A 24,178-nucleotide genomic window follows, 5' to 3' on the forward strand; every position below is an offset into this window, starting at 1 on the left:
CGTCGGCGGAGGCGCACACGCCCGCCCCCGACCTCAGGACACCGTGAACCCTCAGGACACCGCGAAAGCCCCCGCCTTCCCCTGGATCGGCCTGCTCACGCTCGCCGGCGCCGTCTTCGTCTCGGTGACGAGCGAGTTCCTCCCGACCGGGCTCATCCCCGACATGTCGCGCGACCTCGGCGTGAGCATCTCGCTGACCGGCCAGCTCGTCACGATCTTCGCCGCGACCGTCGTCGTCGCGACGACCCCGCTGACCCTCGTCACCCAGCGCTTCTCGCGCAAGAGCCTCCTCCTCGTGGCGCTGTGCACCATCGCGGTCGCCAACGTCCTCGCCGCGCTCGCCCCCACCTTCGGGCTGCTCATCGGCGCGCGCATCCTCGGCGGCCTCGCCCACGGCCTCTTCTGGGCGATCGTCGCCGCCTACTCCGCGCACCTCGTCGCTCCGGAGCAGCTCGGCCGCGCGACCGCGATCACGGCGGGCGGCGGATCCGCGGCCTTCGTCCTCGGCGTCCCCCTGGGCACGGCGCTCGGGCACGCGTTCGGCTGGCGGCCCACCTTCGCGATCCTCGGCGGCGTGGTCCTCGTGCTCGCGCTGATCGTGGTGAAGTTCCTGCCCGCGGTCGACCACCACATCCCCTTGCGGACCGGCGAGATCCGCCTGCCGGCGCGGAAGGACCGCACCCTCCCCCGCATCATCGGGGTCTGCGTCGTCATCCTCCTCGTGCTGATCGGCCAGAACACCCTCTCGACCTACATCACGCCCTGGCTCGAGAACGCCTCCTTCGCCCCCGACACGGTGCCGCTCGTGCTCTTCGCGTTCGGCGGCGCGGGCGCGGTCGGACTCGTCCTGGCCGGCTTCGCGACCGACCGGTTCCCCCGCTCCGGCTTCGTGGTCGCCGCGATCGCGGTCGTGCTGGCGCTCGCGGGCCTGGCCGTCGCCGCGGGCACCGGCGCCGCCACGGCCGTGGTCGTCGCCGCGGTGGTCTGGAACATCGCCTTCGGCGGGATCCCGGCGATGCTGCAGACCCGGATGCTGCGCACCTCCTCCTTCCAGCTGCGGAGCCTCGCCGCGGCGCTCCAGACGACGGCGTTCAACATCGGCATCGGCGGCGGCGCAGTCGTCGGCGGACTGGCGATCGACGCGAGCGGGCTCGACGTGCTGCCGTGGGTCGCGATCGTCATCGTCGCGGTGGGGCTCGTGGTCAGCCTGGTCGTCGACGCGCGGGCGACGGCGGCGGTGCGCGCGGAGGCGGTCCCCAACCGCTGATCGTGTTCACAACGGAGGAAGAACGTGCTCCGGCGCGCGCCGATCCGCCTGTTCGCGCTCGACCTGGAACGTTCTTCCTCCGTTGCGAACACGGCGGCCTCCAGCGTCGTGGACACAGCGGCGATCCTCCGGTGCGAACACGGGGATGTCGTCCGGTGCGAACACGGGGATGTCGTCCGCACGGACGACGCGGCGCCCCGGGGAGCAGGGGATACGGTCGATGGATGAGAGACAGAACCCGATGAGCCCGAGCACCCTCGAGCCACCGCTGACCCTCCCCTACTACGGTGCTCCGCCGATGGCGGCGCTCCGCCGCTTCTTCGGCAACTACCTCCGCTTCCGCGGGAGGGCGAGCCGGGCCGAGTACTGGTGGATCATCCTCCTCGGCAGCGTCCTCACGGGGCTGCTGCAGCTGGCCGACGGCGGTCCGTGGCGTCTCGACTTCACGCTGACGCCGTACCCGAGCGGCGCGCCGTTCCAGACCTTCTGGGTGTCGCTCGCCGCGGGCGCGATCGCTCTGGCGACGTTCCTCCCGTCCCTCTCGCTGATCTGGCGGCGACTGCACGACGTGAACCGCAGCGGGCTCTGGATCCTCCTGATCCTCGTGCCGATCGCCGGCTATGTGTTCCTGCTGATCCTGTTCGTGCTGCCGCCGCGGCCGGAGGGCGCGCGATTCGACTGAGCGGCGGGCGCGTCGGCGGTGGAGGGCCGGACGCGGTCGGCGAGTCGATGGCCGGTCGTCAGGACGGCACCTCCGCAGTCAGGTGAACGAGCCGGTCCTCAAGCGTGCAGCTCTGCAGTCAGGTCGATGAGCCGGTCGTCGGGCCGAACGTCGGCAGTAGGGCCGACACCGTGACGGCGGGTCGAACCTCGGCAGTAGGGCCGACACCGTGACGGCCGGTCGACGCCGTCACGGGCCCGGGCGCCGCTCGTGCACGAGCCCGACGCCGCGAGGCGCGACAGCCGTCCCCCTATGCGCACCAGTCGCGTGAGCGCCCGTTGACGCTGCGCGCGGTGTCGCCGGTGCCGAGGTCGACGAGCACGGTCGAGGTCGCGCTGAAGCCCGGCTCGCCCGGGTAGTCGTCCGGCCTGCCCTCGACCGAGACGGTCTCGACGGCGAGGTACTGCCCGTTCGGCGAGAGGCAGACGCCGCGGATGCGCCCCGTCGGCGAGGTGCGGAACACCTCCGACGTGCCGGACCCGTCGACGCGGACGACGGAGTACTGGGTCGCCCCCGTCTCCGGCGCGTACTCGGCCTCGAGCTCGACGTAGCTCTCGGAGTCGAGGAGCAGGACCTGCACGGGCGACGCGGTCGCGCTCACGTCCGCCGGCGGGAGCGCGAGCGTCTCGACCGAGCCGTCGGCCAGGTCGATCAGCGAGCCCGACTCGGGGTCGGCGACCACGAGCCGGTTCGCCCCGGGCACGAACCCGCGCAGCTCCGCGTGCTGCCCGAGCGGGCTGATCGAGCCGGGCGTCAGCAGGTCGAGCAGGAGCACCGTGTCGTCGAGCGAGTGGGTGACGACCGAGGTGGTGCCGGGCACGAACATCCAGTCGCGCGCCCGCAGCGGCCCGCCGTCGATCCCGAGCACGGGGACCGCCTCGGCCTTCTGGTCGGTGAGGTCGTAGGAGTAGAGGGCGCGGTCGAGCGGGCCGGACGGCGCCTGGCCGGTGAAGGTCCAGCCGAGCACGCCCTTCTCCGGCGAGGAGTGCAGCTCGCGCACGGTCCCGGGGCCGGGGAGCGGGATGACGCCCTCGGAGCCGGTGTCCAGCGTGACCGTGCGGAGGAGGTTCGTGTCGTCCGGCTCTATGGTCACGACGACCAGCACCGGGCCGACGACGGCGTAGTCCTGGATCCGGTCGGCCGTCACGAGGACCCGGGCGTCGCCTCCGGAGAGCGGGCGGACGCGGACGGCGTCGGGCTGCGAAGGATCATCGGCGGTGCGGTCGAGGGTGAAGAGGTCGGGGTCCTTCGTGGTGAAGGAGGCGGAGACGTCGGCGGCCGAGCCGGTCGCGGCGCTGCGGGCGTCGTCGATCCCGATCTCGTAGCGGGTGGCGTAGCGGAGGGTGTCGGTGAAGGTGACGGTGAGGACGCCGCCGTCGAGCTCGGCGGTGTGGGGAGCCTCCGGAGCCACTCTCACCCGGTCCAGCGCGTCGGGCTCGAGAGCCTGGTCGAGGTGCAGCCGGGCGCGGGAGCCGTCGCGCTCGACCACGGCGCCGGTGCCGACCTCGAGGGACGCGACCCTCGGTCCTTTCGCCACGGTCGCTGCGGTCAGCCCGCCGACCGCGAGCACGAGCACGGCGACGACGATCCGGAAGCCGCGGCGGAAGCCGCGGGCCGGTGACGAACCGAGGTCGGGAGCTCGACGCGCGCCCCTTCGGCCCGTTCCTCCACTCTCGACCTCGGTTGCGAACGGATCAGTAGACATACGGCATCGCCGGCTCGTCGATCGGAGTGAGTGCCTCCGGCTCCAGCACCACCGCCTCGGCGCTCGTGACGCTCGGGTTCGCGCCGAAGCCGCCGCTCGCCTCCAGCCACTGCCCCTCGGCGTAGGTGTCAGCCCAGCCGGCCAGGTGGACCGGCACGCCCACCGGCTGCGCGTCCACCGCGCAGCAGGTGACCACGAAGCGGGCGATGTAGAAGACGTTCTCGGGGTCGGAGGCGTCGGGGGTCACGAAACCGCTCACCGTGGCCGTGCGGCCGGCGAGGAACTGCTCGCTCGCGCCCTGACGCAGCAGGGTCGCCCAGTCGCGCACGCTGAACGAGGCGGTGTCGCCGGTGGGCGCAGCGGCGGTCACGGAGGCGTCGACGGCGCTGGTGTTGACCTCGCGCTGCGTCGCGGTCGAGGCGGTGAGGGCGGCCGGCGGGAGCACGAGCAGGGCGACGGCGGCGGAGGCGATCACCGCGACTCCGGCGGCGACCGCGACCACACGGCGCCAGGGGCGGGCGGTCGCGGGGGCGTGGAGGTGCTCGACGTCGTCCTCGTGCGCGTGGGCGTCCTCCTCCGCTCCCGGCACCACCGCGAACGCCGCGATCAGCAGCACTCCCGCGATCACCGCGAGCACCACCGAGAACTCGAAGTAGCGGGGGTGGATGTAGAGGCCGAGCCGGCCGGTCGCCGCGAGCCACAGGGTCGAGACGACGCCGATCAGGCTGAGGACGACGCCCTTCCAGCGGGCGAGGAGGCGCTCAGAGCGCATAGTTCACCGCCAGTCCCAGCACGGCGGCGGCGAGGGCGACCAGCACGGTGACGCGCACCAGCGTCGCGGCCGAGAACGTGGTGCGCAGCAGCGCGAGCATCTTGACGTCGATCATCGGGCCGAAGACGAGGAACGCGATGATGCCTCCCGGCAGGAACGTGGAGCCGAACGAGAGCACGAAGAACGCGTCGACGTTCGAGCAGATCGAGATGACGAAGGCGAGCACCATCAGCGCCAGCACCGACCAGAGCGGGTCGCCGCCGAGCGTGGTCAGCACGTCGCGCGAGACGCCGACCTGGATCAGCCCTGCGATGGCGGCGCCGACGAACAGCGCCGGCATCATCGCCCCGGTCTCCTCGGCGAACAGCAGCACACTGCGCCGGGAGCGGTCGCGGAGGGAGCGGGACGGCCGCTCGCCCGCCTCGCACGCCGCGCGGAAGCGGTCGGTGAGCAGGCTCATCGGCTCGGAGTGGCGGCTGAAGATCCAGCCGACGAGGTTCGCGATCGCGAAGCCGCCGACGATGCGCCAGACGAGGATCCCGTCGGCCCAGCCGAAGGCCTGGTACGTCGTGACGATGGTGATCGGGTTCACGATCGGCGCGGCCAGCAGGAACGTCATCGACTCCGACACCGAGAGGCCCTTGACGATCAGTCCGCGGGCGAGCGGCACGTTGCCGCACTCGCAGACCGGGAGGAGCACGCCGAGCAGCGAGATCACGAGCCGCCGCGGAAGCGCCCGCTTCGGCAGGATCCTCAGCAGCACGGCCTCGGGCACCCACAGCTGCACGGCGATCGAGAGGACGATGCCGAGGAACACGAACGGCAGCGACTCGATGACGACGCTGATCGAGAGGGTGAGGAAGTCGCGCACCGCGTCCGAGAGCGAGTCGCCCGCCGCGTCCGGGGCGAGCAGGCGCGTCGCCACGAGGACGGCGACCAGGGCGAGCCCGAGGAGCGGCCCGCGCCGCGACCGCCGGGCGCCCGGGGACGCGCGGGTCGGGGCGGCGAGCGCGGATTCGGGGGACATCCCGACCCATCGTAGGCGGGGCCCTCGGGGGCCGGCGCGGGACGCGGCCGGTCGGCGCCGGGCCGCGAGTACGCAGAAGTGGCCGTACTCGAGCGCGAGTACTGCGACTTCTGCGTACTCGCGACGTCGACTGCGCCCGGGCCCCGCGAGTGTCCGGTGCGAGGGAGGGCGCCGAGGTCGCGGGAGGCGGTCGCCGCACTCGCGCAGAAGCCCGGCGGGTGCAGGATGAGCGCATGCCCGCCTCCCCCGCGCACCTCCTCCGCGTGCGGATGCAGCCGCGCGCGATCGACGAGGCGCACCGCGTCTCGAGTCCGCTCGAGCTGCTCGTCGACCTGACCTTCGTCGTCGCGATCGCCCAGATCGCCCAGCAGCTCGCCCACGCCACCGAGGAGGGGCACCTCGCCGAGGGGCTCCTCCCCTTCGGCATGGTGTTCTTCGCGATCTGGTGGGCGTGGATGAACTTCACCTGGTTCGCCTCCGGGTACGACACCGACGACGTGCCCTACCGGCTGCTGACCCTCGCCCAGATGGGAGGAGTCCTCGTGCTCGCGGCCGGAGTGCCGGCCGGCTTCGAGGAGGGCGACTACCGGGCGATCACCATCGGCTACGCGATCATGCGGTTCGCGCTGGTGAGCCAGTGGATCCGCGTCGCCGTGTCCACTCCGCAGCACCGCACCTCCGCCGTGCGCAACGCCGTCGGCTTCTCGATCGTGCAGGCCGGCTGGCTGCTGCGGCTGCTCCTGCCCGAGGAGGTGGGGGTGGTGAGCTTCCTCCTCATGGTCGCCTGCGAGCTGGCCGTGCCCCTCTGGGCGCAGCGGGCGGGGGACGCGAACTGGCATCCGCACCACGTCGCCGAGCGGTACGGGCTGTTCACGATCATCCTGCTCGGCGAGGGCGTCCTCGCGGCGGTGATGGGCGTGCAGCGGGCGGTGACGGAGGCGGGCGTCAGCACCTCGCTCGTGCTGGTCGCGGCGTGCGGGCTGGTGATCGTGTTCGCGCTGTGGTGGCTGTCGTTCTCGCATCCCTCCGGCGAGCTGCTGGAGCGGCGGCGCGGACTCTCCTACCGCTGGGGCTACGCGCACTTCGCGGCGTTCGCGGCCCTCGCGGCGCTGGGATCCGGGCTGGAGGCGGCGGTCGCCGCGACCGCGGGCCACCTCGAGGCGTCCGACACGGTGATCGGCGCGGCCGTCGCGGTGCCGGTCGCGGTCTTCGTGCTGACCCTGTGGGCGGTGCACGCGCCGCTCGGCGAGCACCAGCCGATGCCCGCGCGACTGGCGCTCCCCGGCGTGGTGCTGGCGCTCGCGACTCCGCTGGTCGCTGGAGAGTTCGGAGTGGGCGGGGTGCTCGTCGCGCTGGCCGCGGTGTCGGCGGGGCTGGTCGCCGCGGTGGTGGGGCGCGGGCGCACCGCGGAGTGACGGGGTCGGCGGGCGAGGCGCGTCGCGGTCGCGGGAGGCGCCGGCGCCTCGAGACACCGCCCTCGTCGGCGAGACGCCGGGCTGGGGGCGGTGTCCCGGCGGTAGCGGGACGCCTCGGCGACCGCATCGCGCCGACGGCCCCGCGGCAGCGGCTACCGCGGCAGCGGCTACCGCGGCAGCGGCTCCGGCCGGCGGGGCGCCCAGCAGCGGACGCGCGCGCGGTAGCGCTCGAAGTCGGCGCCGAAGCGGGCGGCGAGGTCCGCCTCCTCCAGGGGGCGCACGGCCTGGTTCCAGACGACGGCGCCGAGGAGCGCGTACAGGACGACCAGCCACGACGAGAGCAGCAGCCCGACCGCCGCTCCCTGCGCGATGCCGGCGACCGCCATCGGGTTGCGGACCCAGCGGTAGGGGCCGGCGATCACCAGGCGGTTGGTCATCGCGATAGGCAGCGGCGTGCCGTCGCCGAGGAGCGACATCGTCAGCGCCGACCAGATCCCGAGCGCGCTCGCCGCGACCAGCAGCAGGACGCCGAGGCCGACGACCACCGGCGGTGCCGCTCCGAGGCCCACGCCCCAGCGCGCCTCCAGCGCGGCGATCACCAGCGGGATCACGACCAGCGCGCCTCCCCAGAACACCGCGATCTGAGCGAGGGTCGCCGCGAGGTGCGAGCCGGGGCGGCGGCCGGCGGTCGCGACGCGGAAGGAGAAGGGGCCGGAGGCGATCCAGCGCGTGGGCACCCGGCCGAGCAGGAGCAGGCACGCCGCGACCAGGGAGCCGCCCGCCGCGGCGAGCATCGCGACGACGCCCCAGCCCGCCTCCCCCGTCAGGGTGGCCCAGGCGGTCAGCGCGACCGCGACGAGGAGCGTCCAGGCCGTCGCGGTGACGGCCGCCCAGCGCACCCCGGCGGCGGCGAGAGCGGAGGCTCCCACGAACAGCGGGAGGTCGAGTGCCGCGACAGGGACGGGATCGAGGCTGCCGAGCGTAGCGATCCGCACGGCCGGGACGAGCGCCACCGCGATCCACCACGCCGCTCCGCCGAGGGCCTGCGCGGCGAAGTAGAGGCGTCCCCGGGGCATGGCTGCACGGTACTTCATAGGGGAACCCTAGGAACGACCCAGGGCGTTGACGGGCTGGGCGCCGTAGGCTCGGAACCAGTTCCCGCCGCCTCCACGAGAAGCGGCCCACCACGACGCCAAGGACGACGCCGATGAACCGCACGACCGTGATCACCGCACTCGCCTGCGGGCTCCTCCTCTCCGCCGCCGCAGCGACTCCCGCTGTCGCCGCGACCTCCGACACCGCCGGCGACTCCGCCCGCTCCGTCGACGAGTTCGGCGTGCTCGCCGCGACCGACGGCGACACCCTGCTGATCAACGGGCGCGCCTTCCTCCTCGAGTAGGTCCTCCCCGCCGCGCACGGCCGCGAGGACGCCACTCGCGACCCGGGCCTCCTGATCCGCCACCGCGTCGACGTCGACGCCACCCCGGGAGCGCTCCGGGCGGCCGTCACCGAGACCGCCGACGCCGACCACCGACACCGCGGCCCGCACGGCCCGTGGGTGAAGCCTCGCGGCGGGCGACCCCGGATCGTCATCCACCCCCACTAGGGTGACGCTACTCATGCCGGGTCCTCCGGCCGTGGACCGGATCCGACAGGGATCCCGCGAGGGGTGCCGCCCGGCAGTCGTCTCGCCCGTTCGCGGACCGCCCTCTCCGGGAAGGCTCCGCCTCCCCGCGGCTGGAGTCAGCATGGAGTCCCCCTTCCCCCTCGCGCACCGGAGATCCGGCACCACCGTCGGACTGCTGTCGACCTTCCCGCCCACGCGCTGCGGGCTCGCGACCTTCACCGAGGCCCTCGGCGGTGCACTGGCCGACGACCACGGCGCCGGCATCCGCACCGTCCGCGTGATGGACGAGCTCGCCGGGCCCGGATCGACGCCCGGCACGAGCGTCGTCGCCGAGCTCGTCGCGGGCGACCCGGTGAGCACCGCGCGCGCTGCGGCCGAGCTCGACTCCTGCGACGTCGCGATCATCCAGCACGAGTACGGCATCTACGGCGGACCCGACGGCGACGAGGTGATCGCCCTGATGGAGCGGCTCGCCGTGCCCGCGATCGTGGTCCTGCACACGGTGCTGGAGACGCCGACCCCCTCGCAGCGCCTCGTGCTGGAGCGGGTCGCCGCTCTCGCCGACGCGGTCGTGGTGATGACAGCCGTCGCGGCCGAGATCCTCGAGCGCCGCTACGACGTGGACGCCTCGCGCGTCGTCGTCATCGCGCACGGCGTCCCCGTCTGGAACGCGGCAGCCCGGTCCGCCGCCGCCGCGGATCCGCAGATCATCACCTGGGGCCTGATCGGCCCGGGCAAGGGCATCGAGTGGGGGATCCGCGCGATGGCCGACCTGCGCGACGCCGGCGTCTCCGCCCACTACACCGTCTACGGGCAGACGCACCCCAAGGTCGTCGCGCACGCCGGCGAGGCCTACCGGGAGTCGCTGGCGGAGCTGATCGCCGAGCTGCGGCTCGAGGACCGGGTCGTGCTCGACGGCCGCTACCTCGATCCCTCCCAGCTCGCCGCGGCGGTCGCCGATGCCGACGCGGTCCTGCTGCCCTACGACTCCCGCAACCAGGTCACCTCGGGGGTGCTCGTGGAGGCGCTGGCCGCCGGACGACGGGTCGTCGCGACGGAGTTCCCCCACGCTCTCGAGCTGCTCGGGAACGGCCGCGGCCGCACGGTCGCGCACGAGGACCCCGCCGCGATGGCCGCAGCACTGCGCGAGGCGCTCGCCGACTCCGCCCCCGCAGCCGCTCCGGCCGCCCTCTCCTGGCCGGCGGCCGCCGGCCTCTACCTCGGTCTCGTCGAGCGCCTCCGCATCGAGCACGCGGCGTGACCGCGGGGCCCGCACTCGCGACGGCACTCCCCTACGAGCACCTCGACGCCCTCACCGACGAGCGCGGACTCCACGAGCACGCGCTGCTCGACGCGCCCCGCCCCGAGCACGGGTACTGCGTCGACGACGTCTCGCGCGCCCTGATCGTGGTGGCGCAGGAGCCGGAGCAGACGTTCCGGACCCGTCGCCTCACCGAGCAGTACCTCCGCTTCCTCGAGGCGGCCGCGGAGCCGGACGGCACCGTGCACAACCGGCTGTCGCCCGACGGCGAGTGGGCGGACGTCTCCTCGCTCGGCGACTGGTGGGGCCGCAGCGTCTGGGCCGCCGGGGTCGTCGCCGCGCACGCCGAGCTGCCGCTGACCCGCCGCCGCGCGATGCGGCTCTTCCTCCACCTCGCGGAGGAGCGCTCGCCGGACCTGCGTGCGATGACGTTCGCGGTGCTCGGCGCGGTCGAGGTCGTCGCCGTCCGCCCGCACTCGCTGGTCGCGGTCCAGCTGCTGCACGACGCCGCGCCGATGCTCCTCTCCTGCACGGATCAGGCCTGGCCCTGGCCGGAGGCGCGCCTGCGCTACGCCAACGGCTGCGTCCCCGAGGCCCTCCTGGCGGCGGGCGAGGCGCTGCAGGATCCGCCGCTGCTCGCGCGCGGGTTCGCCGCCCTCGCCTTCCTGCTGGGCCTCGAATCGCGCGACGGCCGCCTCTCGGTGACGGGCGTGGCCGGCCGCGGGCCGGACGAGCTCGGAGTGCTCTTCGACCAGCAGCCGATCGAGGTCGCCGCCATCGCCGCCGCGTGCGCCCGCGCCCTGACGCTCGACGAGGATCCGCTCTGGCGCGAGGGCCTCGCCTCCTGCTGGGCCTGGTTCCACGGGGTCAACGACTCCGCGACCGTGATGGTCGATCCGCGCTCCGGCGCCGGGTACGACGGACTGGAGCCGCAGGGCCGCAACGAGAACCGGGGCGCGGAGTCGACGATCGCCGCTCTGCACACCTCGCTCGTGGTGCGGCGGGCCGGCCTGCAGCCGACGCGGCCGAGCGTCCCGGCGACCCCCGCGGTCGTCGCCGCCCGATGACCGCAGGACCCGGGGACCCGGCGGCCGGGCTGCGGATCGCGATGCTCGCGCCGGTCGCGTGGCGCACGCCGCCGCGCCACTACGGGCCGTGGGAGCAGGTCGCGAGCCTCCTGACCGAGGGCCTGGTCCGCCGCGGAGCCGAGGTGACGCTCTTCGCGACCGGCGACTCCGTGACGACAGCCGCGCTCGAATCGGTCACTCCGACGGGCTACGCCGAGTCGGGCCGCGACGGCCGGGTGTCGGAGGCGCTGCACATCGCGGCGGTCCTCGACCGTGCCGGCGAGTTCGACCTGGTGCACAACCACCTCGACTGGCTGCCGCTCGCCCTCGCGGCGCAGTGGCCCGTCCCGCTCGTGACGACGGTGCACGGTTTCTCGGGGCCCGAGATCCTGCCCGCCTACCGCGAGGCGCTGCGGCACCCGCGCACCGCGAACCTGGTGTCGATCTCGGACAGCGACCGCTCCCCCGAGCTCGACTACGCGGCGACGGTGCACCACGGGATCGACGTGGAGGGCTTCCCCGCCGGATCCGGAGGAGAGGACCTCGTGATCCTCGGCCGGATCCACCCCGACAAGGGCACGGCGGAGGCGGTCCGGATCGCCGCAGCGGCCGGGCGCCGCCTCCTCCTCTGCGGCATCGTCCAGGACGAGCGCTACTGGCGCGAGGAGGTCGAGCCGCTCGTCGACGGGACGCGCGTCGTCTACCGCGGCTCGGTCGGGCCGGAGGAGCGGGCCCTCGTGCTCGGCGGGGCGCTCGCGCTCCTGCATCCGATCGGCTTCGACGAGCCGTTCGGCCTCTCGGTGGTCGAGGCGATGGCGTGCGGGACGCCGGTGATCGCGTACCGCCGCGGATCGATGGCGGAGATCATCGACGAGGGGCTCACCGGGTACGCGGTGGGCTCCGCGTCGGAGGCGGTCGCCGCGGTCGAGCGGGTCGGGCTCCTCGATCGCGCGGCCGTGCGGGCGACTGCTCGCCGCCGCTTCGCTGTCGACCGGATGGTCGACGAGTACCTCGCTGTGTACGCGGGGGTGCTGGGGCGCTGACGCCCCCTGCTCCCCCTCCGCGAGATGCCACCTGTGATGCTCGTCATCGGCGTGTCGACCTCACAGGTGGCATCTCGCGGAGGGGAGCGGGCGCGTCGGCGGGCTGCTGCGTCGAGTCGCCCGAGAAGGCTCGTTCTCGAGTCGGAGAACGAGCCTTCCCGGGCGACTGAGGAATGCTGTGGCGACCGGGAGGCCTGATAGGAAGAAGTCGTGCCTCGACCTCATCTCTTCGTCACCCGCGGGAACCTTCTGAATTTCGCCAGCGACGCGTGGCTTCTGCCGACGGACCGCTTCCTCTCGTTCACGGACTTCTGGCGCGGGGTCCCGCAGCTGGACGACCGCGCCCGCGCCGCGCTCACTCCGGAGTTCTCGGACGGCCGGCAGGTGGCGCTGGCACTCGCGCCGCGCGACGGAGAGCCGACACCCGTCCTCACCGCCGTACCCGATCGAGCGCTGAGCGACGCCGACGACGAGGACGGCCTCGCCGACATCGCCCGCCGCCTCCAGGCCTTCGTCGAGGTCGCCGCGCGGACGGCCACGACGGATCGACGCACCAGGCGGCCGCTGCCGCTGCTGGCCGTGCCGCTGTTCGCGACGTCGGGAGGCGGATCCGGGCCTCTCCGCGACGCCGTGCTCGCTCAGCAGCTCCGCGTGCTGCGGGAATCCGCCGAGACTTTCCAGGTCGACATCACGATCGTCACCCTCCACGCCGACGTCCACGCCTTCGCCCAGTCCAGACGACGGCTCGACCCCGTGAGCTCCTGGCCCGAGCTGGAGGCTACGGCCCTCGAGGAGGCGCAGAGCCTCGCCGAGCGCGCCCGCCGCCGACGTCTCGTGCCCTTCCTCGGCGCCGGCACCAGCGTCAGCGCGGGCGGCCCCTCCTGGACCGGCTTGCTCGAGAAGCTCGGCCAGGAGATCGGACTCGACCCCGAGACGTCCGAGGTCCTCAGCGGGAAGAACGTGCTCGACCAGGCGTCCTATCTCGCGACGCTCTTCGACGAGGAGCAGCCCGGCCGATTCGCCGACGCCGTCGCCCGCGAGATCGGCTCCCTCGAGCGGTACGGTCTCGCGCCGGCCCTCCTCACTGCCATCGACTCCGAGCAGGCCATCACGCTGAACTACGACCGTCTCTTCGAGACGGCATCCGAAGACGCGGGCGTCCCCCGCGCCGTCATCCCCAGCGGCCACGAGGGGGACCACGAGCGCTGGCTGCTGAAGCTCCACGGCACCGTCGACGACCCGTCCTCGATCGTCCTCACCCGCGACGACTACCTCGGCTTCGACTCCTCGCGCCGCGCCCTCTCCTCGATCGTGAAGGCGACGCTCGCGACCCGGCACCTGCTCTTCGTCGGCTTCGGCCTCACCGACGACCACTTCCACGAGATCGTCCACGACGTCCGCCGCGCGTTCCCGTCCTCCGCCTCGGGAACGCTCGCGACGGCGCTCACCCTCTTCGCCGACCCGCTCGACGAGCGCCTCTGGCAGGGCAGGCTGCGGCTCGTGCCGATGCTGCCGACGCCCCGCGATCCGTCCCGCGTCGGCGAGGCCGCCCGCCTCCTCGAGATCTTCCTCGACGCCCTGGCCGCCTTCGCGACGGACGCGCACTCGTATCTGCTCGCGCGCGGGCACGAGAGTGCGATGACCGCTGCGGAGCTGAGGCTGCGGGCGCGGCTCACCGCGCTGCTGCGGGAGGCGACGGCGGAGGAGCGCGCGACGGGAGCGTGGCAGGAGGTCGCGGGGATGAGTGAGCGGCTGGGTGGGGACATTCGATGACGTCACGGACTCGGGAGGCCCGGGACGGTTCTGACGCGGACGAACTCGACGTGAGGCAGTTCGTCCGCATCCTCCGCGGATGCGAAGCGCATCTGCCGATCTCGGATCAGTACGAGAAGGACCGCCCCCAGCTGCGGCGTTCGTGGTGGTCGAGTCAGCAGGAGCACATGGTCCGGTGGTTCGGGAACCAGGACAGCACGGGTGCGGGCGCCTTCACCCGCGCGACTCCGAACACCAGCGCTCGGGTGACGTACAACCGCCTGCTGTGCGCCGCGGCCTTCGTCTGGATGGCGGAAGCACTCGGCGAGGATCCTGCCGTGGTGCAGGCGGCCGCCGATGCAGCGCGAGCCGAGCCGGATGCGAGAAGGCGCCCCGGACTTCTCCGCCGCCATCTTCCATGGAGCCGCATTCTTGAGCTCGCTCTCGTACGACAGTGGTCGCAGAGATCGCGACCGTCTACCGGCCGGCGCGCCGTGCCCTAGGTTCGAGACATGGTGTCGAAGAGAATCGCGCGGGAACAGCAGATCGCCGTCTTCGGAGAGAGCGGCAGCGGCAAGACCGTGCTCATCTCCTCGTTCTACGGTCTGGCCATGGAGGGGCTCCTCTCGGGCGCCGACCGCTTCGATCTCCTCGCGAACGATGCCGCCGACGGGCGGAGGCTGCACCAGAACTACCTCGGCATGAAGAACTCCGCTGTCCTGCCGCCGGCGACGAGGTTCATCAAGACCTCCTACTCCTTCGCCATCCGGCCCAAGCGAGGCGCTCGCCCCCCGAAGGCAGGGACCGCGGAGGAGTTGCGCCTCGTGTGGCACGACTACCCGGGCGAGTGGTTCGAGCAGGAGCCGGAAGGACCGACGGAAGCGAAGCGGAGGATCGACACCTTCCGTGCGTTGATCGGGTCGGATGTCGCGATGATCCTCGTCGACGCGCAGAAGCTGCTCGACAACGCCGGGGAGGAGGAGCGCTATCTGAAGGCCCTGCTGACCGGGTTCTCGCAGTCCCTTCTCCAGCAGCGCGACGACATCCTCGAGGACGGCAAGCCGTTCGCGGTCTTCCCCCGCGTCTGGATGATCGCCCTCTCCAAGGCCGACCTGCTTCCCGATACGGACGTCGTCCGCTTCCGCGACCTCGTCGTCGAGAAGGCGGGGACGGAGATCAACAAGCTGCAGGGAGTCCTGCGCGATTTCGTCGAGGCGCCGGAGGCGCTCTCGGTCGGCGACGACTTCGTTCTTCTGTCGTCCGCTCGCTTCGAGCCCGAGAAGATCGAGATCTCGAAGCGGATCGGTCTCGATCTGATTCTGCCTATCGCAGCGATGCTCCCCTTCTCGCGCTACATCCGATGGGCTGCTGCGATGAAGGGGGGCGGGGCGGTCGCTGAGCGGCTTCTGGGGTTCGCCGGCCCCATCGCCGCTCTCGTCGGGAAGCTGAAGCTGCCGACGCCGCTCGCACGCCTCGGCGGCCCGATCGCTGCCATCGCCGGACTGGCAGGACCTGGTCTCGGGGCCGCTGCAGCCGAATTCGCAGGCAAGAAGGTGCGCGGGTTGCACGACGATGCACGCGCTCGCCACGACTTCCTGGCCGAGACCCTCACCGCGTTCGAGCTCGACCTCGACCGAGGCGTGGGCGAGAAGGTCCTCCTGCGGAGCCGGGAGTGACCGGCGACGACTCAGATCCGTTCATCTGGGCGACCAGGGGCAGGACCTGGGGTTTCCGCTTCCTGCGGAAGGGCGGCCACGCCGACCCGCTCGACGCCTATGAAGCCGCGTTCGACGGGCTCGGGGACACTCCGGACGCCTTCCAGAGGAACGCCCGCACCGTCGCTCTCCGCTTCCCGGACCCGGAGGGCCGCTGCGACTCCGCCGGCCGCGTCATTCCTCACGAGTTCGTGCTGTCCGGCCCGCTGGCGACGTCTGCGACTTCTGCGGCCGACGCGAAGGACCTCGTCTGGCCGCTCGTCGCGGACGAGTTCGATCGCGTCTGGGATCAGCCCTCTCGCTGACCGCTGTCCGCGACTGCCGCACGCGGTCGCACGCGCGTACTGCTCGACTCGCTGCTCGGTCTCACGCCCGCACGAACCGCCGCGCCGGCTTCCCCACAGCCCCCGACGCCATCTCACCCGTCTCGCGGAGGAACGGCAGCATCGCCCGGCGGAAGCTGTCCCGCATCAGCGCCTCGCCGGCGACTTGCTCGTGCAGGTCGTGCAGCTCGCGCATCGTGAACGACTCGGCGATGAGGCGGTACGGATCCGGGAGCGCCCGATACTCCTCCCTGATGGTGTGCAGCGCGCGCGCGACGATCGCGTCGTGGTCGAAGGCGAGACGACCGCTCTCGGCGACGGGCACAGCGAGGCCCGACCCCTGAGTCGCCTCCCAGGGCGCGACCGCGAGGTACGCCACCGACATCACCCAGCCGCGGTCGTCCCGCTCCGGAGCGTCGAAGACGTGCAGCTGGCGCAGCTCGACGCCCTCGATGCCCGTCTTCGTCCGCAGTCCGCGCCGCACGGCGTCGTCGAGGCGCTCCCGCTCGTGGACGAAGGTACCGGGAAGGCGACGGCCGTACCTGTCCTCGATGAGGACGATCGAGAGCGGGCCGCCGGGAGGCACGGTGAGCACCGCGGCGTCCACAGCGACGGACGGGCGCGGGTGGTCGGTCAACTCTGCGGATCCCATCTGGTAATTGAAGCAGAAGTGCGCTAACTTCGGCGCAGAGGAGTTAGCGCAGATCCGCGCTAACCGGAACGGGGGCCGACATGACCACTCACAGAATGAAGCTGACGTCGATGCAGACGGACCGGGCGGTCGGCGCGATCGTCGCCTCCGCAGCGGCGGACGCTCTCGGCGCGCCCTACGAGTTCTACCCGCCGCTTTCCGATAGCGTCCCCGTCCGCCTCCACGTGGGCGGCGGCTGGGAGCTCGGCGAGTGGACCGACGACACCAGCATGGCGATCCCGATCCTCCAGGAGCTCGCGGCCGGCGCCTCCCTCGACGATCCCGCGACGCTGGGGCGCATCGGTATGCAGTGGCGAACCTGGGCCAGTTCCGCGAAGGACGTCGGCATCCAGATCCGCCGCGTGCTGTCCACGGCCCCCGGGGCGAGCGAGGCCGAGCTCCGCGCCACGGCGGAGCAGGTGCACCGGTCCACTGGACGCTCGGCCGGGAACGGCTCGCTCATGCGCACCGGCCCGGTCGCGCTCGGCCTGCTGCACGCGGACGACGCGACCCTCGCGGCCGCCGCCCGTCGGCTGAGCGACCTGACGCACTTCGAGGACGACGCCGGAGACGCGTGCGTGCTGTGGTCGCTCGCGATCCGCCACGCGATCCTCGAGGGCGCCTTCGACGTCCGCAGCGGCATCACCGCTCTGCCCGAAGAGCGGCGCGCGCTCTGGGAGGAGCGCTTCGACGTCGCCGAGCGGACCGCGCACCCGAAGGACATCCCCGGGAGCAACGGCTGGGTGGTCGCGGCGATCCAGGCCGCCTGGTGCGCCCTCACGCACAGCACGACCCTCCAGGAGGCGATCGAGCTGGCCGTCCGCAGCGGCCACGACACGGACACGGTCGCGGCGATCACCGGGTCGCTCGCCGGCGCCCGCTGGGGGCGCTCCGCTGTTCCCGCCGGCTGGCTCCGGCACCTGCACGGCTGGCCCGGGCTGACCGCGGACGACCTCGTGCGCAGCGCCGTGCTCGCCACCCGCCGAGGCGTCGCCGGCGAGAACGGCTGGCCGGCCGCCGCGCGCTGGCCGGTGAGCGGCCTGCCCGCCACGCTCGTCATCCACCCGCACGACGACGGCGTGCTCCTCGGCGACCTGACCGCCCTGGACACCCTCGCCGAGGACGGCCCCGGCCCGCGCGTCGACGCAGTCGTCTCCCTGTGCCGGGTGGGCCGCGAGCAGGTGCCGGCCTTCATCGGCGAGCGGACCGCGGTCTGGCTGGTCGACCAGGACGGCAGCAACGCCGACCCCGTCGGCGTCCTCGCCGACGCCGCCGACTCCATCGCCGCCTATCGCGCCGAGGGCCTGACCGTGCTCGTGCACTGCTTCGAGGGGCGGAGCCGGACGCCCTCCGTCGGAGCCGCGTACAGCGTGCGGCATCTCGGGATCGACGCCGACCGGGCACTCCAGGAGGTCAGCGCGGTGCTGCCGCGGGCGCGGCCGGCGCGGTTCCTGGTGGAGGCGGTGCGTGCGGTGCGGGCTGCGGAGGAATGACCCGGAATCAGCGCCGGACAGCGGGGGTCAGGATTCACCTCCGGGCCGCGCAGCCCCTGCTCGACGGCTCTCGTACTCCGCTCGTACGTCCGAGAGGCCGCGTCCATCGGGGAACCGCCAGAACGACCAGCCGTTCACCGAGCGACCGAGGAGATGCTTCCCCGCACCCGACGGCGTGTCGAAGGTCCGACCATCGAGCAGCAGGTCGCCGTTCTCCTGCACCACCGCCTCGACGACGGTCTCGGTGCTCCGCGCTCGGAGGACCGAACCGCTCGGCAGCAGGCCGGCGACGGTCAGATCGCGAAGGGTCGCCTCCGATCGGGCGCGAGTCGCCCTGTCCAGGATCTCGCCCCTGTGCTCGTCCGGCACCGGCCATGTCGCAAGGATCGCGTCGATCATCTCGGCCGTCCGAGCGCTGATCCGCTGCTCGTCCCAGCCGTCGCGCGAAACGTCCCGCACGCGACGGTTCATGAGGTGCACGTCGTGGTCGGCGAGCTTCGCCCGCTTGCCGGTCTCGCCGAGCCAGGGCCCGTTCGACACCGAGCTGTTGAGGCTCGTCGTGATGAGAGTGAGGTTGCCGAGGCGGTGCACGTGCGCATCGCGAGCCACTTCCTCCTCGATCGTCGCGACGGGCCAGTGCGTCTTCCACGTGCGAGGGAGGAGGTGCTCGATCGGGAGGTTGCGCCGCGACACCCTCGAGCCCGTCCGCGAGGGCCTGCCGCTCGCGAAGCCCCGATGCGCGTCTTCGACGGCCTCGAGGAGGATCCTGAGGCGCGACCGCGTGTAGCGGCGGTACGCCGCCTCATCGGTCAGAACAGCACGGATCTCCTCGTCACCGGGCCAGTACGTGCTCTCCGCATCGAGACGCCGCAGATGTCCTGCGACGCGCTCGACGAGATCCTCGTCCGGAGCGTCGCGGTTCGACCGGATGAGTTCCGCGACGACGCGGCCGTGATCACCGCTGGGGCGTCGGAGGATCATCCGTCGAATCAGCCAGCTCTCGAGAGTGGCGACGACACCGTCGATGGTGCGGCCGCTGAAGGAGGATCCGGGACCTGTCAGCCACAGCAGGACCGGGCGCAGGATGGTCGTGTCGAGCGCATCCGTGCGATAGATGTCGAGCTCGATCGAGGTGAGCAGCCTGTCGGGGTCGGCCGCGCGCTCGACCCACGCCTGATACTGCTCGGCCTGACCGGCGATCTGCTCGAGGAGCGCGCTCATCGGGAGTCCGGCCTCGTGCTCCACGAAGTGCTTGAACCTCGTGAAGGTGTGCCGCGGGCCGATCTCCTCACCCAGGCGCGAGATGAGCCACTGATTGAGGAAGGCGGAGCTCCGCGTCATGGAGAAACGCCCGACGCTCACCTCCTTCTCCCAGAAGGAGGACTCGAAGGGCCAGACCTCGCGATAGGCCCGCTCGGTGTCCACGCCTTCGGCGTCGAGCCTCTGGAAGACCAGGTTCTTGACGAGATCGGCCGCGGTGAGCGGGGTGCCTCGAGCGTTGAGGGTCTCGAAGATCTCCTGCGAGTCCTCCTCTGCGCGGAGCTGGATGACGACGAGTTGCAGGGCCTGGGTCAGAGCATTCGCGAGTGTCTCCATCCGGAGCGGCACCTGCTCCGCGGCGGACTCCTCGAGCCAGGCAGTGATCCGCCCGGCGAAGTAGGCGTGGCACCGGGCCGGCAGCGAGGCGGGCAGCTCCAGCGCGTCGTAGTCGACGGGGACCTCAGCGAGCATCACCTCGCTGAAGGCCGCCGCGTCTCTATTGGTGTGCTGCAGCTTGAGGGGCGAGCCCTCGGAGACGTAGGCGGCGGCGTTGTGCGTCAGCGTCTCGAGCCGTGCTGCCAGGTGCGAGGCCCCTCGCGAGGCGAAGATCGACGCCGCTGAGTCGAGGAGGAGCTGCAGGGTGGTGAGTCGCTGCTGGCCGTCGATGATCTGCCACACCTGAAGTGCACCGTAGGCCGTCTCCATCCGCTGCAGGACGATCGCCCCGAGGAAGTGGGCCGCCCGCGAGCCGCCCGCCGACAGGTGCACTTCGGTGATGCGCCGGACGTCGCTCCACAGCGGCTCCCACTGCTCCGTCTCACTCCAGACGTAGGGCCGCTGGAAGAGCGGGACGACGAGGCGTTGCGGGACATTGAACACATCGAGCGGTGTCCGGACGTACGTTTCCAAGCGGGAACTCCTTCGAAGGCATGGACTTCGCCGAGTATGGCGGACACATGCGACAGCGATCCGCCGCGGCTAGCCCTTCGGCAACCGGGCGATGCCCTTCGCGAGGTGGGCGGTGAAGGCGGCCGTCCGCCGGCGGCGGCCGAAGGTCTGCAGGAGCCGGCTCTCGAGGGTCGCGCGGTCCAGCTGCGGGTCCGTCCGGAGGAGGAACTCGGCCGCGTTGGCGATCTCGCGAGGACTGATCTGGAGGAGCGGACGATCCGCGCCGCTCGTGTTCGGCCGGAACTCCGACCACGTCTCCGGATCCAGTTCCGACGGCCACACGAAGCGCTCGCGATCGATCACCACCTCCGACGCCTTGATCTGCCGCCGGATCTTCTCGATCCGCGCCGAGTGGATCCGCTGCAGACCGAACGAGCGGCCGACGAGCGTCGCGAGCCGCTCGAGCTCGATCGGTCCCTCGAACGCGGTGATCTCGGCGATGACCGCGCGCACCTTCTCCTTCGCCGCCTTCTTCGGCAAATCGTCGAGAACGTGGACATCACCGACGGACACCACCGTCCACGGCTCGAACTCCGTGCGGGACGCACCGATGGTCGGAGTGGCGGCCGCGTCCTCCCGCACCAGGACGGCCTGATCGGGGACGACGTGCTCCTCCTTCTCGGCCGGCTTCTCCCCCTCCGCCACCTCGGACGGAGCGGCCGTCGGCACGATGCCGTACTCCTGGACCACGGCGAGCATGGCGGCCTCGCGCAGCCCGCGGGCGGCCGGCAGACCCTCGCCGTCGTCGAACTGCTCGAGGAGGCGGACGACGAAGTCCTGGGTCCGCCAGGCGTCGAGGCCGGTGAAGTCGTCGTTGTGAGCCCAGCGGTTGCGGACGATCCTCAGCTCGCTCCCGAGCGTCGACACGACGCGCGTGGACGGGTCGTCGAACGGGTACTTGAGACCGCCGAGGCGCTCGGTCAGCATGCGGAGCTGAGCCTGCAGATCCGCGGAGTCGTAGGTGCGCTCCGGATAGCCCTTCGCCCGGTCGAGCTCGCGCAGGACGGTGGGCCACTCGAGCGTCCCGAGGACGTGAGCCAACCTGCGCGTGAGGATGTCGTCGAGCCGGTGCGCGAGGTGGTCCAACCCCAGCTGCACCGAGGCGCGGGGATGGAAGTCGCCGGTCGCAGTGGTCATGGTGAAGCCTTTCGATAGAGGAGGAGGGAGTCCGGGGAGGCGCGACCCGAGGAGGTGCGGGATCGTCAGGAGCGGTCCGCGCGGCGGGCGATCTCGGCGAGGACGGCGTTCTCCGCCGCGCTCGCCTCACCGTCCACGGCCGCCACTCGCTGAGCCGCGTCGAGCACGTCCGAGAGGTCTCCCTCCTCCGAGGCCATCCGCTCCCAGACATCGTCCGGATCCATGTCGACGACGCGGGCGAGCCGCTCGTCGACAACCTCGTGCGTCTCCCGCACCAGGGCGACCAGGTGCCGCATGAGCAGGACCTCGTCGTCGGAGACCTTCTTGTCCGCAGTGATGACCAGCCAGGCCGTCCAGAGCATGAGCTGCGGATGACGCGTCCGCCTGGCCAACCCTGTCGCGATCTCGATCACCCGCGCCTCATTGCGGAAGACGGCCTGGGCGTGACGCCCGGCGAGGACGGTCGTCCAGTGGTTGAGGCCGACGGCGAGCGGGACGCCGACCGCAGGAATCGCGATCTTGATGACATTGCGCTGCAGGAGGTGCTTGCCGACGACCGGCAGTCCCTTCGCCGCGGCGAGGGCGGGACCGGAGTAGAACCTCTTGACGAACGGACGGATCAGGGCGGGCGCGGCCTTCAGCACTCCCTCTCTGACGACCTCGCCACCCTTGATGGTGAACGCCACCCGGATGAGCTTCCACAGGTCCTCCGGGTCCGTCGGGTCGAGGCGGATCCCGTAGAGGACGGAGACGTCCCAGGCGAGACGGATCTGCAGCTGGGTGAGGAAGGCGACGTCGACGAGGACGCTGGTCACGGCGGCGGGAACGGTGAGCGGGCTCGCTCCTCCGAGGCTTCCGATCGTCGCGGCGACGGTCGCGGTGTAGGCGCTCGCCGACAGGCCTCCCTCGATGGCGGCGTAGTTCGCCGCCGTCTTGATGCGCCGGTCGACGATTCCGTCGGCCGGGACTCCCCGGTACTTCTTCTGGAAGTACTCCGCGTCGACCTTGTCCGTGTAGGTCTTCAGCGACTGGGCGAGGAGCTTCTCGAACCAGTTGCCGGATTTCACGTCGTCCGCGGTCAGGCTCGACACGAAGGCGCGCAGCCTCCCCGTCTCCTCCTCGACGTCGGCTCGAGCGGCCTCGTCCTCCTCGGACGTCGCGTCGGCGGTCGGATTCTTCGGCATGAGGGCTCCCCCGGGAGTGGTCGACAGGTGTTCGTCAGACTGCCACGGACCGGAGACGTCGTCCGCGTCCCAGGGCACGGCGCCGTGCTCGTCGCCGTTCATCCGAGGGTCAGCGTCCACGAGCCGTCGGCCGTCACGGAGACCACGGAGGGGCCGGCGCTGAGCGGGACGGTGCCCGAGTAGGTCCCGATCTCGTTCACGAGCAGCCCGAAGCCGAAACCGCCGGTCTCCTCCTGCACGACGAAGTTCGCCGAGCCCTGGTGCGAGGCGGTGAGGCGCGAGGCGTCGCCGGAGTAGAGGAACACGGCGTCCCCCGTACCGCTCTCGGCGAGCACCGGAGCCGCCGAGACGGGGTCGAAGCGGAGCGTCCACGGGCCGCTCGCGGTGATCTGCGCGGAGGCGCCCGTGCCGAAGGAGTTGAAGCCGTAGACGGTGGTTCCCGAGTAGGTGCCGATGGTGTTGACCAGCAGCTCCCCGGTCGAGGCGTTCTGTGCGTCGATGATCTGGACGGCGAAGTTGCCGTCGCCCGAGTACTCGGCGGTCACGACTCCCGCGGTCGCGCCGGCGGGCAGCGTCACGACGCTGTCACCGGTTCCCGATTCGGTGACGGAGGTGAAGGTGCCGAACTCGTCGGTCGCCCACGCGGCGGTCTCCGCGCTCTCGTCGACCACGGAAGCGGGCTGAGGGGTCTCGGCGGGTGCGGGCTCGGCCGATGCCTCGGCCGCTTCTTCGACGGGCGTCGGCTCGGCAGGCTCCGTTTCAGCAGGAGCGGAGGCGGCCGCGACCGGGCGCTCCGGCGCCGGATCCCGCGAACCGGAGACCGCGCCGACGACGACCGACAGCGCGAGGAGGCCCGCGGTCACGGCGACGGCCGGGACCTTCGCGCGGGAGTAGCCCTCGAGCGGCCTGCCCCGTCCGTCCCGGGTGGCGCCGGTCAGCAGGAGGATCAGGTCGATGAGCACCCAGATCCCGAGACCGCCGAAGGTGAGCAGCTTGAGGATCGCGGTGCCGGGCTTGCCGAGGTAGAAGCGGTCGGCGCCGACGCCGCCGAGCAGCAGGGCGAGCAGCCAGGCGGTGAGGAAGGACTTCTGGGAAGTGGTGGACATGAGGGTCTCCGTTCAGGGGGCGGGTCAGTCGCGGTGTCGCTCGAGGACGAGGTCGAGTCCGTTGTCGGGGTGGTAGCCCCACGAGGCGTCGAGGTCGTCCCAGGACGCCTCCTGTCGGCCGTCGAGGGCGCGCGTGCTGTCGATCCGGGTCAGGACGCTGTCGGGCACGTCGACCTCGGAGAGGACGCAGGCGACGTCCGCGAGATCCGCTCCGGGGCTCTCCGCGCCCTCCGTCTGCATCGAGAGGCTCGTGCCGTCGTCGCCGAGCGCGAAGTACCCGCCGGGAGAGACGTCGCACGTCTCGAGGGCGCTCTCGATGGCGGTCGGCCCGACCGAGCCGACGGCGGAGCCGATCGCCGGCAGGACCCAGAGCCCGAGGAGGACGCCGATCACGAGGCCGCCGGCCGCCGTGAGCACCGGCAGGAGCCACGGAAGCGACGGTGCCGCCCGCCGTCGCTGCGGACCGGCGAGCGCGGAAGTGGTGCCGCCCTCCGCGGCGGGGACCTCGGGCGCCGGAGCGTGGGCCTCCGGAGCGGGGACCGTGCTCTCCGCCGGGCGATCCGTGTCTCCCGTCGGGAGAGCGCGCCGTCCCCGCTCGGGAGCGAGCTGACCCGGGCGGGGAGCGGGGTACGCCGGCACGGGGCCGGTCTGGTCGTCGACCATG

General features: G+C 72.2%; 21 protein-coding genes. 11 read left to right on the top strand and 10 right to left on the bottom strand.

Annotation, left to right across the window (positions count from 1 at the left end):
- A partial coding sequence (locus C5C24_RS05665; protein ID WP_219812834.1) for an MFS transporter occupies positions 1-1,267 on the top strand: 1,267 nt, incomplete at its 5' end.
- Positions 1,268-1,508: 241 nt separating this feature from the next.
- A complete protein-coding gene (locus C5C24_RS05670; protein WP_181110084.1) occupies positions 1,509-1,949 on the top strand; it encodes a DUF805 domain-containing protein in 441 nt (146 codons plus the stop codon).
- 289 nt (positions 1,950-2,238) lie between these two features.
- Here the strand turns inward: C5C24_RS05670 and C5C24_RS05675 are convergent, their stop codons facing one another.
- From C5C24_RS05675 to C5C24_RS05685, 3 genes are all read right to left on the bottom strand, one after another.
- Entirely contained in the window at positions 2,239-3,564 is a 1,326-nt protein-coding gene (locus C5C24_RS05675; RefSeq protein ID WP_104304498.1) for a hypothetical protein, read from the bottom strand.
- Positions 3,565-3,682: 118 nt separating this feature from the next.
- Positions 3,683-4,465, bottom strand: a complete 783-nt coding sequence (locus C5C24_RS05680; protein WP_104304499.1) for a TIGR03943 family putative permease subunit — start codon at positions 4,463-4,465, stop codon at positions 3,683-3,685.
- Positions 4,455-5,492 (bottom strand): permease, encoded by a 1,038-nt coding sequence (locus C5C24_RS05685; protein ID WP_104275829.1) that lies wholly within the window; start codon positions 5,490-5,492, stop codon positions 4,455-4,457. Before C5C24_RS05685 ends, C5C24_RS05680 begins: the two co-directional genes overlap by 11 nt.
- 233 nt (positions 5,493-5,725) lie before the next feature.
- Here C5C24_RS05685 and C5C24_RS05690 point away from each other — a divergent pair, with 233 nt between their 5' ends.
- Positions 5,726-6,907: a low temperature requirement protein A gene (locus tag C5C24_RS05690; RefSeq protein ID WP_219812835.1), complete on the top strand. Its 1,182-nt coding sequence runs from the start codon at positions 5,726-5,728 to the stop codon at positions 6,905-6,907.
- Positions 6,908-7,074: 167 nt separating this feature from the next.
- Here C5C24_RS05690 and C5C24_RS05695 read toward each other — a convergent pair whose 3' ends face one another.
- On the bottom strand, positions 7,075-7,983 hold the full coding sequence (locus tag C5C24_RS05695; RefSeq protein ID WP_104304500.1) for a methyltransferase: 909 nt from the start codon (positions 7,981-7,983) through the stop codon (positions 7,075-7,077).
- Between the two features lie 131 nt (positions 7,984-8,114).
- Here C5C24_RS05695 and C5C24_RS05700 point away from each other — a divergent pair, with 131 nt between their 5' ends.
- The 7 genes from C5C24_RS05700 to C5C24_RS05735 all read left to right on the top strand — a co-directional run bounded on the left by C5C24_RS05700 (position 8,115) and on the right by C5C24_RS05735 (position 15,677).
- Positions 8,115-8,306, top strand: a complete 192-nt coding sequence (locus C5C24_RS05700; RefSeq protein ID WP_104275827.1) for a hypothetical protein — start codon at positions 8,115-8,117, stop codon at positions 8,304-8,306.
- Positions 8,307-8,655: 349 nt separating this feature from the next.
- Positions 8,656-9,795, top strand: a complete 1,140-nt coding sequence (locus C5C24_RS05705; protein WP_104304501.1) for a glycosyltransferase — start codon at positions 8,656-8,658, stop codon at positions 9,793-9,795.
- A complete protein-coding gene (locus C5C24_RS05710) occupies positions 9,792-10,862 on the top strand; it encodes a glycosyltransferase (protein WP_181135486.1) in 1,071 nt (356 codons plus the stop codon). Before C5C24_RS05705 ends, C5C24_RS05710 begins: the two co-directional genes overlap by 4 nt.
- Positions 10,859-11,905 (top strand): glycosyltransferase family 4 protein, encoded by a 1,047-nt coding sequence (locus C5C24_RS05715; protein WP_258065060.1) that lies wholly within the window; start codon positions 10,859-10,861, stop codon positions 11,903-11,905. Before C5C24_RS05710 ends, C5C24_RS05715 begins: the two co-directional genes overlap by 4 nt.
- Before the next feature lie 210 nt (positions 11,906-12,115).
- A complete protein-coding gene (locus tag C5C24_RS05720) occupies positions 12,116-13,678 on the top strand; it encodes an SIR2 family protein (protein ID WP_104304502.1) in 1,563 nt (520 codons plus the stop codon).
- A gap of 491 nt (positions 13,679-14,169) precedes the next feature.
- Positions 14,170-15,333, top strand: coding sequence for an ATP/GTP-binding protein (locus C5C24_RS05730; protein ID WP_104304504.1), 1,164 nt, complete (start codon positions 14,170-14,172; stop codon positions 15,331-15,333).
- On the top strand, positions 15,330-15,677 hold the full coding sequence (locus C5C24_RS05735; protein ID WP_104304505.1) for a hypothetical protein: 348 nt from the start codon (positions 15,330-15,332) through the stop codon (positions 15,675-15,677). Before C5C24_RS05730 ends, C5C24_RS05735 begins: the two co-directional genes overlap by 4 nt.
- 61 nt (positions 15,678-15,738) lie before the next feature.
- Here C5C24_RS05735 and C5C24_RS05740 read toward each other — a convergent pair whose 3' ends face one another.
- Positions 15,739-16,347 carry an NUDIX hydrolase gene (locus C5C24_RS05740; RefSeq protein WP_104304506.1) on the bottom strand — a complete coding sequence of 203 codons (609 nt, stop codon included), beginning with the start codon at positions 16,345-16,347 and terminating at the stop codon, positions 15,739-15,741.
- 80 nt (positions 16,348-16,427) lie between these two features.
- On the opposite strand from C5C24_RS05740, the gene C5C24_RS05745 reads away from it, so the two are divergent.
- Positions 16,428-17,879, top strand: coding sequence for an ADP-ribosylglycohydrolase family protein (locus C5C24_RS05745; protein ID WP_104304507.1), 1,452 nt, complete (start codon positions 16,428-16,430; stop codon positions 17,877-17,879).
- Positions 17,880-17,906: 27 nt separating this feature from the next.
- Here the strand turns inward: C5C24_RS05745 and C5C24_RS05750 are convergent, their stop codons facing one another.
- The 5 genes from C5C24_RS05750 to C5C24_RS05770 all read right to left on the bottom strand — a co-directional run bounded on the left by C5C24_RS05750 (position 17,907) and on the right by C5C24_RS05770 (position 24,177).
- Positions 17,907-20,048: a DUF262 domain-containing protein gene (locus C5C24_RS05750; protein ID WP_219812836.1), complete on the bottom strand. Its 2,142-nt coding sequence runs from the start codon at positions 20,046-20,048 to the stop codon at positions 17,907-17,909.
- Positions 20,049-20,117: 69 nt separating this feature from the next.
- On the bottom strand, positions 20,118-21,224 hold the full coding sequence (locus tag C5C24_RS05755; RefSeq protein ID WP_104304509.1) for a DUF3320 domain-containing protein: 1,107 nt from the start codon (positions 21,222-21,224) through the stop codon (positions 20,118-20,120).
- 65 nt (positions 21,225-21,289) lie between these two features.
- Positions 21,290-22,528, bottom strand: a complete 1,239-nt coding sequence (locus C5C24_RS05760; protein WP_219812837.1) for a TerB family tellurite resistance protein — start codon at positions 22,526-22,528, stop codon at positions 21,290-21,292.
- Positions 22,507-23,514, bottom strand: coding sequence for a TM2 domain-containing protein (locus tag C5C24_RS05765; protein ID WP_104281977.1), 1,008 nt, complete (start codon positions 23,512-23,514; stop codon positions 22,507-22,509). Before C5C24_RS05765 ends, C5C24_RS05760 begins: the two co-directional genes overlap by 22 nt.
- A gap of 24 nt (positions 23,515-23,538) precedes the next feature.
- Positions 23,539-24,177, bottom strand: a complete 639-nt coding sequence (locus tag C5C24_RS05770; RefSeq protein WP_104304510.1) for a hypothetical protein — start codon at positions 24,175-24,177, stop codon at positions 23,539-23,541.
- Between the last annotated feature and the right edge of the window lies 1 nt (position 24,178).

The sequence above is a fragment of the Rathayibacter sp. AY2B3 genome (assembly GCF_002931755.1).
Taxonomy (GTDB): Bacteria; Actinomycetota; Actinomycetes; order Actinomycetales; family Microbacteriaceae; genus Rathayibacter.

Excerpts from the sequence above, each read along its gene's own strand:
- C5C24_RS05770 (WP_104304510.1), bottom strand. The coding sequence starts at position 24,177 with ATGGTCGACGACCAGACCGGCCCCGTGCCGGCGTACCCCGCTCCCCGC.
- C5C24_RS05740 (WP_104304506.1), bottom strand. The coding sequence starts at position 16,347 with ATGGGATCCGCAGAGTTGACCGACCACCCGCGCCCGTCCGTCGCTGTG.
- C5C24_RS05705 (WP_104304501.1), top strand. The coding sequence starts at position 8,656 with ATGGAGTCCCCCTTCCCCCTCGCGCACCGGAGATCCGGCACCACCGTC.
- C5C24_RS05670 (WP_181110084.1), top strand. The coding sequence starts at position 1,509 with ATGAGCCCGAGCACCCTCGAGCCACCGCTGACCCTCCCCTACTACGGT.
- C5C24_RS05690 (WP_219812835.1), top strand. The coding sequence starts at position 5,726 with ATGCCCGCCTCCCCCGCGCACCTCCTCCGCGTGCGGATGCAGCCGCGC.
- C5C24_RS05765 (WP_104281977.1), bottom strand. The coding sequence starts at position 23,514 with ATGTCCACCACTTCCCAGAAGTCCTTCCTCACCGCCTGGCTGCTCGCC.
- C5C24_RS05745 (WP_104304507.1), top strand. The coding sequence starts at position 16,428 with ATGACCACTCACAGAATGAAGCTGACGTCGATGCAGACGGACCGGGCG.
- C5C24_RS05730 (WP_104304504.1), top strand. The coding sequence starts at position 14,170 with ATGGTGTCGAAGAGAATCGCGCGGGAACAGCAGATCGCCGTCTTCGGA.
- C5C24_RS05755 (WP_104304509.1), bottom strand. The coding sequence starts at position 21,224 with ATGACCACTGCGACCGGCGACTTCCATCCCCGCGCCTCGGTGCAGCTG.
- C5C24_RS05685 (WP_104275829.1), bottom strand. The coding sequence starts at position 5,492 with ATGTCCCCCGAATCCGCGCTCGCCGCCCCGACCCGCGCGTCCCCGGGC.
- C5C24_RS05700 (WP_104275827.1), top strand. The coding sequence starts at position 8,115 with ATGAACCGCACGACCGTGATCACCGCACTCGCCTGCGGGCTCCTCCTC.
- C5C24_RS05715 (WP_258065060.1), top strand. The coding sequence starts at position 10,859 with ATGACCGCAGGACCCGGGGACCCGGCGGCCGGGCTGCGGATCGCGATG.
- C5C24_RS05680 (WP_104304499.1), bottom strand. The coding sequence starts at position 4,465 with ATGCGCTCTGAGCGCCTCCTCGCCCGCTGGAAGGGCGTCGTCCTCAGC.
- C5C24_RS05695 (WP_104304500.1), bottom strand. The coding sequence starts at position 7,983 with ATGCCCCGGGGACGCCTCTACTTCGCCGCGCAGGCCCTCGGCGGAGCG.